This window comes from Streptomyces chryseus, from assembly GCF_014650755.1.
Lineage (GTDB): Bacteria > Actinomycetota > Actinomycetes > Streptomycetales > Streptomycetaceae > Streptomyces > Streptomyces chryseus.
This window is the reverse complement of the sequence record NZ_BMVO01000016.1, coordinates 104,653-117,733: the sequence shown is the minus strand read 5'-3', so window position 1 is coordinate 117,733 and position 13,081 is coordinate 104,653. Positions and strand designations below refer to the sequence as shown.

Annotated in this window: 13 protein-coding genes; 4 read left to right on the top strand and 9 right to left on the bottom strand. The window is 67.6% G+C overall.

The window, feature by feature from the left end:
• Positions 1-32: 32 nt before the first annotated feature.
• The 9 genes from IE185_RS22640 to rpmH all read right to left on the bottom strand — a co-directional run bounded on the left by IE185_RS22640 (position 33) and on the right by rpmH (position 6,844).
• Positions 33-650: a GNAT family N-acetyltransferase gene (locus tag IE185_RS22640; RefSeq protein ID WP_138895759.1), complete on the bottom strand. Its 618-nt coding sequence runs from the start codon at positions 648-650 to the stop codon at positions 33-35.
• Positions 651-957: 307 nt separating this feature from the next.
• Positions 958-2,061, bottom strand: a complete 1,104-nt coding sequence (locus IE185_RS22635; protein WP_138895760.1) for a ParB/RepB/Spo0J family partition protein — start codon at positions 2,059-2,061, stop codon at positions 958-960.
• The gene (locus IE185_RS22630; RefSeq protein WP_138895770.1) at positions 2,058-3,131 is read right to left on the bottom strand and encodes an AAA family ATPase; all 1,074 of its coding nucleotides are present in this window, start codon (positions 3,129-3,131) and stop codon (positions 2,058-2,060) included. The genes IE185_RS22635 and IE185_RS22630 overlap by 4 nt, the downstream gene beginning before the upstream one ends.
• Positions 3,132-3,384: 253 nt before the next feature.
• The gene (rsmG, locus tag IE185_RS22625) at positions 3,385-4,101 is read right to left on the bottom strand and encodes a 16S rRNA (guanine(527)-N(7))-methyltransferase RsmG (protein WP_138895761.1); all 717 of its coding nucleotides are present in this window, start codon (positions 4,099-4,101) and stop codon (positions 3,385-3,387) included.
• Positions 4,102-4,208: 107 nt separating this feature from the next.
• A complete protein-coding gene (locus IE185_RS22620) occupies positions 4,209-4,721 on the bottom strand; it encodes a Jag family protein (protein WP_138895762.1) in 513 nt (170 codons plus the stop codon).
• A gap of 15 nt (positions 4,722-4,736) precedes the next feature.
• A complete protein-coding gene (gene yidC, locus IE185_RS22615; protein WP_138895763.1) occupies positions 4,737-5,972 on the bottom strand; it encodes a membrane protein insertase YidC in 1,236 nt (411 codons plus the stop codon).
• A gap of 3 nt (positions 5,973-5,975) precedes the next feature.
• On the bottom strand, positions 5,976-6,317 hold the full coding sequence (yidD, locus tag IE185_RS22610) for a membrane protein insertion efficiency factor YidD (protein ID WP_138895764.1): 342 nt from the start codon (positions 6,315-6,317) through the stop codon (positions 5,976-5,978).
• A complete protein-coding gene (gene rnpA / locus IE185_RS22605; protein ID WP_138895765.1) occupies positions 6,314-6,688 on the bottom strand; it encodes a ribonuclease P protein component in 375 nt (124 codons plus the stop codon). The genes yidD and rnpA overlap by 4 nt, the downstream gene beginning before the upstream one ends.
• A gap of 18 nt (positions 6,689-6,706) precedes the next feature.
• Complete coding sequence (gene rpmH / locus IE185_RS22600; protein ID WP_019707372.1) at positions 6,707-6,844, bottom strand: 50S ribosomal protein L34; 138 nt, start codon at positions 6,842-6,844, stop codon at positions 6,707-6,709.
• Positions 6,845-7,210: 366 nt separating this feature from the next.
• Here rpmH and dnaA point away from each other — a divergent pair, with 366 nt between their 5' ends.
• The 4 genes from dnaA to recF all read left to right on the top strand — a co-directional run bounded on the left by dnaA (position 7,211) and on the right by recF (position 13,044).
• Entirely contained in the window at positions 7,211-8,953 is a 1,743-nt protein-coding gene (gene dnaA, locus IE185_RS22595; RefSeq protein WP_138895766.1) for a chromosomal replication initiator protein DnaA, read from the top strand.
• Positions 8,954-9,792: 839 nt separating this feature from the next.
• Positions 9,793-10,923 (top strand): DNA polymerase III subunit beta, encoded by a 1,131-nt coding sequence (gene dnaN, locus IE185_RS22590; protein ID WP_138895767.1) that lies wholly within the window; start codon positions 9,793-9,795, stop codon positions 10,921-10,923.
• A gap of 78 nt (positions 10,924-11,001) precedes the next feature.
• On the top strand, positions 11,002-11,883 hold the full coding sequence (gnd, locus tag IE185_RS22585) for a phosphogluconate dehydrogenase (NAD(+)-dependent, decarboxylating) (RefSeq protein WP_138895768.1): 882 nt from the start codon (positions 11,002-11,004) through the stop codon (positions 11,881-11,883).
• A 30-nt stretch (positions 11,884-11,913) separates the two neighbouring features.
• Complete coding sequence (gene recF, locus IE185_RS22580) at positions 11,914-13,044, top strand: DNA replication/repair protein RecF (RefSeq protein ID WP_138895769.1); 1,131 nt, start codon at positions 11,914-11,916, stop codon at positions 13,042-13,044.
• The last annotated feature ends 37 nt before the right edge of the window (positions 13,045-13,081 follow it).

The following is a 13,081-nucleotide window of genomic DNA, read 5'->3' as shown; positions in this document are numbered from 1 at the left end:
CAAGGGATGAGCCCACACGCGTTTCCAGTTCCTCACAAGGGACGGAGCACCGGCTCCTTCTGGACCGCCCCCAGCAACCGGTCGAGAGCCAGCTCGACGTCTTCCTTCCAGGAAAGCGTCGTACGCAGCTCCAGCCTCAACCGGGGATGCAGCGGATGCGGCCGAACGGTCTTGAAGCCCACCGCCAGCAGATGATCGGCCGGCAGCAGACAGGCCGGCTCTGTCCAGCGGGCATTACCGAAAGCCTCGATGGCCTTGAAACCCCGCCGGAGCAGGTCCTTGGCCACGGTCTGCACCAGCACACGCCCCAGGCCCTGCCCCTGATGGCTGGGCCTGATCCAGGCCGTCATCAACTGCACCGCGTCCGGCGACACCGGACTGGTCGGGAAAGCCGTCGACCGCGGCACATAGGCCGGTGGCGCGTACAGCACGAACCCCACCGGAGCCTCGTCGACGTAGACCACCCGCCCGCACGACCCCCACTCCAGCAGGACGGCCGAGATCCAGGCTTCCTTCTCCAGCTCCGGAGTTCCCGCCTTTACCGCTGCTTCTCCACTGACCGGATCAAGCTCCCAGAAGACACAGGACCGGCAGCGCTTGGGGAGGTCCGGAAGATTGTCCAGCGTGAGCGGTACGAGCCGACGTCCCATGAAGGATGTTCCTCGCTTCCTTCCCCTGCCGCGTCACGGGCGGCCGCCAGCGCGCCCCGTTCCCGGAGCAGACTGCCGACGAACCCGCCGAGCGCTCCGACGCCGAGCCCCGCTGTGACCAGTTGGCTGCGACTCACCGATCGCATGGCCCCCGCCCTCCCTCTCAAAGTGAACCAAGGTGGATGCGCCATACCAGAACGCATCGTATCCACCCCGCCATCGGACCGATACCGAGAGAGAGCAAAGGGCGGGTCGTGTTCCAGACTGTTCCGGACACGACCCGCCCTGCAACAACACCTGCCGGAGGTCAGCTCTCGCCGTCCTCGGCGTCCTCCTCCGTGAGCCCCTTCTCCAGAACACGCCCCTCGCCGGGGGCGAGCGTCCCGAGGATCCGCTCCAGATCATCCATCGAAGCGAACTCGACGACGATCTTGCCCTTCTTCTGCCCCAGGTCGACCTTCACCCGGGTCTCGAACCGGTCGGAGAGCCTGGACGCCAGACTCGACAGCGCGGGCGACACCCGGGCGCCCGCACGCGGGCCCTTGGCCCTGGGAGTGCTCTGCGGACGCGAACCCATCAGCGTCACGATCTCCTCGACCGCACGCACCGACAGCCCCTCGGCCACAATGCGATGCGCCAGGCTGTCCTGCTCCTCCGAGTCCTCCACCCCGAGCAGCGCCCTCGCGTGCCCGGCGGACAGCACACCCGCCGCGACCCTGCGCTGTACCGAAGGCGACAGCCTCAGCAGACGCAGCGTGTTGGAGACCTGCGGGCGCGAGCGCCCGATCCGGTCCGCCAACTGGTCGTGCGTGCAGTTGAAGTCCTTCAGCAGCTGGTCGTACGCCGCGGCCTCTTCGAGCGGGTTCAGCTGCGCCCGGTGGAGGTTCTCCAGCAGCGCGTCCAGGAGAAGCTTCTCGTCCTCCGTGGCCCGCACGATCGCCGGGATCCGCTCCAGGCCGGCTTCCCGGCAGGCACGCCACCGGCGCTCGCCCATGATGAGCTCATAGCGCTCAGGGCCCAGCTGGCGGACGACGACCGGCTGAAGGAGCCCGACCTCCTTGATGGAGGTGACCAGCTCCGCGAGCGCGTCCTCGTCGAACACTTCACGCGGCTGGCGCGAATTGGGCTTGATGGAGTCCAGCGGCAGCTCGGCGAAGTGAACCCCGGCCACCTCACCGGGCCCGGCCGACCCCGGCTGACCGGCAGGCGCGGGAGCTTCCGTTTCACGTGAAACGGCGCTCGGAGGCAACGAGGTCACCTTCGCGGCCGCTACTCCACGCTCGGCCGTCAGCACCGGCACGGCACCGGGAGACGTCGAGGCCGACCCCACGGGCGGGCTCGGCTTCTCCTGCGCAGCGGCGGGGATCAGCGCACCGAGCCCACGCCCCAGCCCTCTACGTCGCTCACTCACTGGATCCCCTCCGACATCTGCTGGCTGTTCTGGCTGCCCACGTGGGCATGCTGCGGGTCGTAGTGCACCCCGACACCCCGCAGCGCGATCTCACGGGCCGCTTCCAGGTACGAAAGCGATCCACTGGATCCCGGGTCGTAAGTGAGCACGGTCTGCCCGTAGCTCGGCGCTTCCGAGATTCGAACGGACCGCGGGATGCTCGTCCTGAGCACCTCCTTGCCGAAGTGGGTGCGCACTTCGTCGGCCACCTGAGAGGCGAGCCGGGTCCTGCCGTCGTACATCGTCAGCAGGATCGTCGACACATGCAGGTCAGGGTTGAGGTGTCCCCGCACCAGATCGACGTTCCGCAGGAGCTGACCCAGTCCTTCGAGCGCGTAGTACTCGCACTGGATGGGGATCAGCACCTCCACGCCGGCGACCATGGCGTTGACGGTCAGCAGGCCCAGCGAAGGCGGGCAGTCGATGAGGATGTAGTCCAGCGGCTGCTCGTACGCCTGGATAGCCCGCTGCAGGCGGCTCTCCCGGGCGACCAGCGACACCAGCTCGATCTCCGCACCGGCCAGATCGATGGTGGCCGGGGCACAGAAGAGCCCTTCGACGTCCGGCACCGGCTGGACCACTTCGGAGAGCGGCCGGCTGTCCACCAGGACGTCGTAGATCGAGGGGACCTCGGCGTGGTGGTCGATCCCCAGCGCCGTGGAAGCGTTGCCCTGCGGGTCGAGGTCGACCACCAGCACGCGCGCGCCGTGCAGTGCGAGCGAAGCAGCCAGGTTGACCGTCGTCGTGGTCTTCCCGACGCCGCCCTTCTGGTTGGCCACCACCATGACGCGTGTCTGCTCAGGCCGGGGCAGGCCCTCGCCTGCGCGGCCCAGAGCTTCTACCGCCAGCTGGGCAGCACGACCGATGGGTGTGTCGTCCATCGGGGGCGGTGTTTCACGTGAAACATCCTCCCCCACCGATTCGGATCGGGGACCGGGGACCGGGTCGGTCATCGGTCCCGCGATGTTGGCGTCGGACCGCAAGGATTCACTCTCCTCGACTTCAGGCTCGCAATGCACAGAGCCTGCCATGCTTTCGGGGTCATGAACCAGCGAGGCCCGTTCTTCTGTGGAGGAATCCACCTCTGTGGACAACTCCACGCCCCTTACGGACCTGCGGTCGCGCGGTGCGGCAGCCGCACGACCGCGGCTGATGATTCCATGCAGCAGAGAGCGACGTTTCACGTGAAACACGATGCACCGGTCGTGCACCTACACCCTCACGACACTCCGCAATGCGTACGTATGGCAGCTTGTATGGAGCATCGCTGGTAAACAGGGCAGATCAACGCCGCCGACGTGTCCGCGACGGCCGCGCGGCCTTGGCCCGCTTGGCAGCGAACCGTACGCCGCCCGGGCTCTCCCCGACCTCCACACGCACCACCGTGGACAGCGGGTTCACCACACCCTCGCCCACCTGAAGCACTTCCGTCTTCACCACACCGAGCTTGCTCAGCGCGGAACGCGTGCTCTTGATCTCCTCCTCGGCGGTGTCGCCCTTGAGGGCGAGCATCTCCCCGTAGGGACGCAGCAGGGGAACCCCCCAGCCGGCCAGCCGGTCCAGCGGGGCGACCGCCCGCGCCGTCACCACATGAACCGGCGGCAGCTTCCCGAGCACTTCCTCCGCTCGGCCACGCACCACCGTCACGTGCTCAAGACCCAGCAGCTCGACGACCTCCTGAAGGAAGTTCGTACGCCGCAACAGCGGCTCCAGCAGCGTGATCTTCAGGTCCGGGCGCACCAGCGCCAACGGGATGCCCGGGAGCCCGGCCCCCGAACCCACATCGCAGACCGTGACACCTTCCGGGACCACCTCGGAGAGCACCGCGCAGTTCAGCAAGTGCCGTTCCCACAGCCGCGGCACCTCACGAGGACCGATCAGCCCTCGCTCGACGCCGGCGTCCGCGAGCAGTTCCGCGTACCGGACGGCCGCTGGAAAGAACTCGCCGAATACCGTCCGTGCCTCTTCAGGCGCCTGGGGAAGCTCTGCTTCCTCCGTCACGGGGACCGTCCTTCCGTACCGCGCTATCCGAACTGATGGGTGACTAACAGGCTGACAAAGATCGGCCCCGCCTGCGAACAGACGGGGCCGACAGACGACGGGGCCGGTCAGGCCGGGAGAACGACGACGAAGCGCTCCGGCTCTTCGCCCTCGGACTCGCTGCGCAGACCAGCGGCCGCGATCGCGTCGTGCACGACCTTGCGCTCGAACGGCGTCATCGGGTCGAGCTGCACCGGCGCACCGGTGCTCCTCACCTCGCCGGCCGCCTTGGCACCGAGCTCAGCGAGCTCCTCGCGCCGCCTGGCCCGGAAACCCGCGATGTCCAGCATCAGCCGGCTGCGGTCCCCGGTCTCACGGTGCACAGCCAGACGCGTCAGCTCTTGCAGAGCCTCCAGCACCTCACCGTCGCGGCCCACGAGCTTCTGCAGATCACGGCTGCCCGTGTCACTGATGATCGACACCGCGGCCCGGTCGGCCTCGACGTCCATGTCGATGTCCCCGTCGAGGTCGGTGATGTCGAGCAGACCCTCGAGGTAGTCGGCCGCGATCTCCCCTTCCTGCTCGAGGCGGGTCAGGGTGTCGCTACCCTCAGCGGCCACGGAGGTGGTGCCTTCCGTCACGGGATGGACTCCTTATTACTTCTTGGACGGGTGCTTGGGCCGCTGCTGGCCCTTGCGCTGCCCGGACTTGGCTTGGCGTGCGGAACCGGAAGAAGGCTTACCGGCCGTCTTCGGCTTGTCCTCCGGCTCTTCCTTCTGCAACGAGGTCTTCGCCGCGGACTCTGCGGCGGCGGCCTGGCGCTGCGCCTTGGTCAGCCGCTTGGGCTGCTGCCGCTTCGGGCCGGAGTCCGCCGTCGTGCCGCTCTCGGCCTCGACCTCGGGCTCACCCTTGGCCACCGTGCCGTCGGCCTGAACCGTCAGCCGCGCCATCCCCAGGCCCTTGACGAACCTGCGCTCGGCCTCGTTGCGCTCACGGCCCTTGGCCGCGATCTGCTTGATCACGTTGCGCTCACGCCGGCTGCGGACCTTGCCGTGCCTCACGATCGACTTCTGCATCCGCTCCAGCAGCTGCGCCTGCGCCTTGCTGCCCGGAGTGGGGTTCCCGTGGATCACGTACATCTGCTGGCCCATGGTCCACACGTTGGTGGTCAGCCAGTAGACGAGGACACCGACGGGGAAGTTGATGCCCATGACGGCGAACATGACCGGGAAGATGTACATCAGCATCTTCTGCTGCTGCATGAACGGCGTCTTGACCGACAGGTCGACGTTCTTCGTCATCAGCTGGCGCTGCGTGTAGAACTGCGACGCCGACATCAGGACGATCATGACCGCGGTGACGATGCGCACATCGGTCAGCGAAGCCTGGAGAGCGGCGACCTTCTCCTCGCTGTCCATGAACTTCGCCGCGATCGGGGCGCCGAAGATGTGGGCCTCACGGGCGCTGTCGACCAGGTTCTGATTGAGCACGCCGATCTCGTCACCCGAGGAGATCTTGCTCAGCACGTGGTACAGGGCGAAGAAGAACGGCGACTGCGCCAGGATGGGAAGGCACGAGGACAACGGGTTGGTACCCGTCTCCTTGTACAGCTTCATCATCTCTTCGGACTGACGCTGCTTGTCGTTCTTGTAGCGCTCCTGGATCTTCTTCATCTCAGGCTGGAGCGCCTGCATGCCACGCGTCGACTTGATCTGCTTGACGAACAGCGGGATCAGACAGATACGGATCAGCACCACCAGGGACACGATGGACAGACCCCAGGCCCAGCCCGTGTCAGGCCCGAAGATCGCCCCGTACATCGTGTGGAACTGGACGATGACCCAGGAAACTGGGGTGGTGATAAAGCTGAACAGACTGGCAATCGTGTCCACTAATCAGGCTCCTTGAGCATTGGGCGAGGTCTCTGCGGCCGGGTTGATCTCAGCGGCGGAGTGTTGCCCGCCCTTGCTGCCGCGGTCACCGCTCCACGCATTGCGCAGCACTTCGTGCCAACGCGGACGTGCGCGCGGCGGAACATGGTCCACACCACCCGGCGACCACGGATTGCACCGCAGAATGCGCCAGGCGGTCAGGGCCGTGCCCTTGACCGCACCGTGCCGGTCGATGGCCGTGAACCCGTAGTGGGAACACGACGGGTAGTACCGGCAGACAGGCCCGAGCAACGGACTGATCGTCCACTGGTACAGCTTGATCAGAGCCAGCAGCGGGTACTTCATCGCGCGCCCCCTCCCAGCAACCGCTCAAGCGCGGCATCCAGGTCTCGGGCCAGCTGTGCATGATCGGCATCGCCTGATCCGGGCAATGCCCGTACCACAACCAGGCTACCGGGGGGCAGCTCCGACAGACGGTCCCGGACCAGGTGGCGAAGCCTGCGCTTCACCAGGTTCCGTACGACAGCATTGCCAACGGCTTTGCTGACGACGAAACCCGCACGCGGCCGGGGAACGCTCTCCCCAGGCGCGTGCGGGTCCGTTGCACCGCTAGTTCGCAGGTGGACGACGAGGAGCGGGCGCCCGGCCCGGCGTCCTCGGCGTACCGCGGTCGCGAAGTCCTCGCGCCGCCTCAGCCGATTCTCGGTAGGCAGCACGTCATGACCTGTAGGTGATCAGGCGGAAAGGCGCGTGCGGCCCTTGGCCCGGCGAGTCGCCAGGATGGCGCGACCGGCACGCGTCCGCATGCGAAGACGGAAACCGTGGGTCTTGGCACGACGACGGTTGTTCGGCTGGAAGGTGCGCTTGCTCACTCGGGGGCTCCAGAAGTGGTGTGGTGGCGGGGCATCGCCTGGCTGTCACCGTGCGCCCACGAGGAAGCTCGCAACGCCCGTGTGCACCGCTTCACGATCACAGACCGTGATCTTTGCCCATCGGAGGCAGGCGGCAGCAGCCATCGACAACTCGACCTGGTCACGGTACGCGCGGCTACGCCATCCGGTCAAACCGACCCGTCACCAGGGTCGACTGTGCACAGGCTGTGGACAACAACTTGATGCACGCGACGACCCCCGACTACCGTGCATGAACTTGGATTCTTATCCGTTGTGTCCTTGCCTGTCCTTCCCATCCCGTCCCGAGAACCACACCTTCGTGGGACCTGTGAGAGAGCGTGCCCTGTGGCTGACGTACCTGCCGATCTTGCCGCAGTGTGGCCACGAGTGCTGGAGCATCTCCTCGGAGAGGGCCAGCAGGGCATCGAGCCCAAGGACAAACAGTGGATCGAGCGCTGCCAGCCGCTCGCCCTGGTCGCCGACACCGCGCTGCTCGCCGTGCCCAACGAATGGGGCAAGCGCGTCCTCGAAGGCCGGCTGGCGCCGCTGATCAGCGAGACGCTGAGCCGCGAGTGCGGCCGCCCGATCCGGATCGCGATCACCGTCGACGACTCCGCCGCGGAGCCCGCCCCCCAGCAGCAGCCCCCGCACGAGTCGCACGAGTCGTACGACTCCTACGGGCACCGGCCGCAGGCGGACGACCTGCCGACCGCCCGGCCGGCGTACCCCGACTACCGCCAGCCCCGCCAGGAGCAGGGCTCCTGGCCCCGCCCGCCGGACGACCACGGCTGGCAGCAGCCGCGGCTCGGCGGATTCCAGGAGCGCGACCCGTACGCCACACGCCCTCCCGAGCACGACTACCGGCAGCAGCCGCCCGGGCGCCAGCAGTACGAGCAGCCGCGCTACGACCAGCCGCGTCACGACCGCCCCGAGCGCCGCGACCACCAGGACCATCCGGCCCCGCACCGCGGCGGCCCCGGCTCCTCGATGCAGTCGGGCGGCGGCGCCCCCGGCCCCCTCGCGGCGCAGGCCTCCACTCCGGGCCCCGGCGAGCCGCACGCCCGCCTCAACCCGAAGTACCTCTTCGACACCTTCGTCATCGGCTCGTCGAACCGCTTCGCGCACGCGGCCGCCGTCGCGGTGGCCGAAGCGCCGGCGAAGGCGTACAACCCGCTGTTCATCTACGGGGAGTCCGGGCTCGGCAAGACGCACCTGCTGCACGCGATCGGGCACTACGCGCGGAGCCTCTACCCGGGCACCCGCGTGCGCTATGTGAGCTCCGAGGAGTTCACCAACGAGTTCATCAACTCCATCCGCGACGGCAAGGGCGACGCGTTCCGCAAGCGGTACCGCGACGTCGACATCCTGCTCGTCGACGACATCCAGTTCCTGGCGAGCAAGGAGTCGACGCAGGAGGAGTTCTTCCACACCTTCAATACGCTCCACAACGCGAACAAGCAGATCGTGCTGTCCTCGGACCGGCCGCCCAAGCAGCTGGTGACCCTGGAGGACCGGCTGCGCAATCGGTTCGAGTGGGGTCTGACCACCGACGTGCAGCCGCCGGAGCTGGAGACGCGCATCGCGATCCTCCGCAAGAAGGCGGTGCAGGAGCAGCTCAACGCCCCGCCGGAGGTACTGGAGTTCATCGCGTCCCGGATCTCGCGCAACATCCGCGAGCTGGAGGGCGCGCTGATCCGGGTGACGGCGTTCGCGTCGCTCAACCGGCAGCCGGTGGATCTCGGGCTCACCGAGATCGTGCTCAAGGACCTGATCCCCGGTGGCGAGGACGCGTCGCCCGAGATCACGGCGGGCGCCATCATGGCGGCCACCGCGGACTACTTCGGGCTGACGGTGGAGGACCTCTGCGGGTCGTCCCGCAGCCGTGTGCTCGTCACGGCGCGGCAGATCGCGATGTACCTGTGCCGTGAGCTCACGGATCTCTCGCTGCCGAAGATCGGCGCGCAGTTCGGTGGCCGCGACCACACGACGGTGATGCACGCCGACCGCAAGATCCGCGCTCTGATGGCGGAGCGGCGCTCCATCTACAACCAGGTCACGGAGCTCACGAACCGCATCAAGAACGGCTGACGCGAGGGCTCCGGCACCCCGCAGCACGCTCCGAAGGGCGCCCAGGGACGAACTCCCCGGGCGCCCTTCGGCGTTCCGTGCCTTCGCGGTGTTCGAATATCTGCCGGCGGGGGTCCGTTCTCCACAGAACAGGGCAGGATGTTCCGTCCACACCCTGGGGACTGGGAAGTTGTCCAGATTGGGTCCACAGGTGCGGTTCCTGAGACTTCATCGGCCCAGGTCAGGTGGTTGTGGATTTGTGGTCAAGCTTCGTCCACAGGGTGTGGACAGAAAAACTGTCCACAGGGCGGTCGGTCGCTTGTCCACCGGCGGCCCACAGGCTGGGGCACCTTGTGCACAGCTAATCCACACCTCTGTCCACTGTTCGGCAACGAAACACGCGCTCTCACCGGCGCGAGTGAAAGCCGTCACACCGAGGAGGTCGGTTGGGCTGTGGGGAACGTGGGTAAAGCTGGGGACAGCGCTGGGGAGAAGTGACCCCTGCCTGTGCACCGTGTGTGTGTAACTTTCCGGCGTCCACAGAAACGCCGAGTTGTCCACCGGCTCCACCCACAGGTGCGGTGGACAAAAAACTGGGTCTGACCTGCGCAAACGGGGTTATCCACCGTTTCCACAGGCCCTACTACTACTCCCACTAAGAGTTAGCCCGGAAATCGCTTGGAAGAGGGCCCTGTGCACAACTCGGCCCCGGAGCCGGCGACGCCTCTCGCCACGACTTGACCCCGAGCCGCACCGACTGTCGGTGCCGTGCGTCAGACTGGTCCCCGGCAACACAGCCAGACGACCCCAGACCACGACGGCCAGCAGGGCGAGCCAGCAACAAGCAGGAGGCGGTTCCGGTGAAGATCCGGGTTGAGCGCGATGTACTCGCGGAGGCGGTGGCCTGGACGGCTCGCAGCCTTCCGGCCCGTCCGCCGGTGCCCGTCCTCGCGGGCCTTCTTCTGAAGGCGGAGGACGGCGCGCTGAGCCTCTCCGGCTTCGACTACGAGGTGTCGGCGCGGGTCTCGGTCGAGGCGGACGTGGAGGAGGACGGCACCGTTCTCGTCTCCGGCCGGCTGCTCGCCGACATCTGCCGCGCCCTGCCGAACCGCCCGGTGGAGATTTCCACAGACGGTGTACGGGCGACCGTGGTCTGCGGCTCCTCGCGGTTCACCCTCCACACGCTTCCTGTGGAGGAGTACCCGGCGCTGCCGCAGATGCCGACCGCGACCGGCACGGTCCCGGGTGAGGTCTTCGCCTCCGCCGCCGCGCAGGTCGCCATCGCCGCGGGCCGTGACGACACGCTGCCGGTGCTGACCGGTGTGCGCATCGAGATCGAGGGCGACACGGTCACCCTGGCCTCCACCGACCGCTACCGCTTCGCGGTCCGCGAGTTCATGTGGAAGCCGGAGGACCCGGAGGCGTCGGCCGTCGCGCTGGTGCCCGCGAAGACGCTGCTGGACACCGCCAAGTCGCTGACCAGCGGTGACACGGTCACGATCGCGCTGTCGAGCTCCGGTGCGGGTGAGGGTCTGATCGGTTTCGAGGGCGCGGGCCGGCGTACGACGACCCGTCTGCTCGAGGGCGACCTGCCGAAGTACCGCACGCTCTTCCCGACCGAGTTCAACTCGATCGCCGTCATCGAGACCGCCCCGTTCGTCGAGGCCGTCAAGCGTGTGGCGCTGGTGGCCGAGCGGAACACCCCGGTGCGGCTGAGCTTCGAGCAGGGCGTGCTGATCCTGGAAGCGGGTTCGAGCGACGACGCACAGGCTGTGGAGCGGGTCGACGCGAACCTGGAGGGCGACGACATCTCGATCGCCTTCAACCCGACCTTCCTGCTCGACGGTCTGAGCGCGATCGACTCGCCGGTCGCCCAGCTGTCGTTCACGACGTCGACGAAGCCGGCGCTGCTCAGCGGCAGGCCCGCGGTCGATGCCGAGGCGGACGAGGCGTACAAGTACCTGATCATGCCGGTGCGGCTGTCGGGCTGACGGTCCCTGCGGGGCCCCGGGGGCCGGGCGTAGGCTCGGTCCCGGGTACGAATCGCCACAACGCTTAAGGAATCTCTGATGGAGCTCGGTCTCGTCGGCCTCGGCAAAATGGGCGGCAACATGCGTGAGCGCATCCGCCGCGCAGGCCACACCGTCATCGGTTACGACCGCAACCCGGACGTCGCCGATGTCCACAGCCTTGAGGAGCTTGTGGCCAAGCTCAAGGGCCCGCGTGTGGTGTGGGTGATGGTGCCGGCGGGTGCCGCGACGCAGTCCACGGTCGACGAGCTGGCCGAGCTGCTGGAGCCGGGTGACGTGGTCGTGGACGGCGGGAACTCGCGCTGGACGGACGACGAGAAGCACGCGGAGGAGCTGGGCCGCAAGGGCATCGGTTTCGTCGACTGCGGTGTCTCGGGTGGTGTCTGGGGCCTGGAGAACGGCTACGCGCTGATGTACGGCGGCGACGCCGAGAACGTCGCGAAGGTCCAGCCGGTGTTCGACGCGCTGAAGCCGGCGGGTGACTTCGGTTCGGTGCACGCGGGCAAGGTGGGTGCCGGGCACTTCGCGAAGATGGTTCACAACGGCATCGAGTACGCGATGATGCAGGCGTACGCCGAGGGCTGGGAGCTGCTGGAGAAGGTCGACTCCGTCACCGATGTGCGTGAGGTCTTCCGGTCCTGGCAGGAGGGGACGGTCATCCGTTCCTGGCTGCTGGACCTGGCAGTGAACGCGCTGGACGACGACGAGCACCTGGAAGGTCTGCGTGGGTTCGCCGCGGACTCGGGTGAGGGCCGCTGGACGGTGGAGGCGGCGATCGACAACGCGGTGCCGCTGCCCGCGATCACGGCGTCGCTGTTCGCGCGGTTCGCGTCGCGTCAGGACGACTCGCCGCAGATGAAGATGATCGCTGCTCTGCGCAACCAGTTCGGTGGTCACGCGGTCGAGTCGACGAAGAAGTAGTTCAGAGCTGGGAGAAGGTCGGCGTACGCCATGCACGTGACGCATTTGTCGTTGGCCGACTTCCGCTCGTACGCCCGGGTCGAGGTCCCTCTCGATCCGGGCGTTTCTGTCTTTGTGGGGCAGAACGGGCAGGGAAAGACCAATTTGGTCGAGGCGGTCGGTTATCTGGCGACGCTCGGCAGTCACCGGGTGGCTTCGGACGCTCCGCTGGTGCGGATGGGCGCGGAGCGGGCGGTGATCCGGGCCGCGGTGACGCAGGGCGAGCGGCAGCAGCTGGTGGAGCTGGAGCTGAATCCGGGGCGGGCGAATCGGGCGCGTATCAACAGGTCGTCGCAGGTCAGGCCGCGTGATGTGCTGGGGATCGTGCGGACGGTGCTGTTCGCGCCGGAGGATCTGGCTCTGGTGAAGGGTGATCCGGGTGAGCGGCGGCGGTTCCTCGACGAGCTGGTGACGGCGCGGTCGCCACGGATGGCGGGGGTGCGGTCGGACTACGAGCGGGTGCTGAAGCAGCGGAACACGTTGTTGAAGTCGGCGGCGATGGCGCGTCGGCACGGTGGCCGGTCGATGGACATGTCGACGCTTGACGTGTGGGACCAGCATCTGGCGCAGGTGGGTGCGGAGCTGTTGGCGCAGCGGCTGGATCTGATCGCGACGTTGCGGCCGATGACGGACAAGGCGTACGAGCAGTTGGCGCCGGGCGGGGGTCCGGTGGCGTTGGAGTACCGCAGTTCGGTCGGTGAGGGTGTGGGCGCGGGGCTGTCGCGTGAGGAGTTGTACGGGCTGTTGCTGGCGGCGTTGGCGCAGGCGCGGAAGCAGGAGATCGAGCGGGGTGTGACGCTGGTCGGTCCGCATCGGGATGATCTTGTGTTGAAGCTGGGGCAGTTGCCGGCCAAGGGTTATGCGAGTCATGGCGAGTCGTGGTCGTACGCGTTGTCGCTGCGGCTTGCTTCGTACGATCTTCTGCGTGCCGAGGGCAATGAGCCGGTGCTGGTGCTGGACGACGTGTTCGCGGAGCTGGACGCGCGGCGGCGGGAGCGGTTGGCGGAGCTGGTGGCGCCGGGTGAGCAGGTGCTGGTGACGGCGGCGGTGGACGACGACGTGCCGGGGGTGTTGTCGGGGGCGCGGTATGCGGTGTCCGGCGGCGAGGTGGTGCGGGTATGAGCGGGTTGGGCGAGGCCCGTGGGGCCCGTGGGGCTGG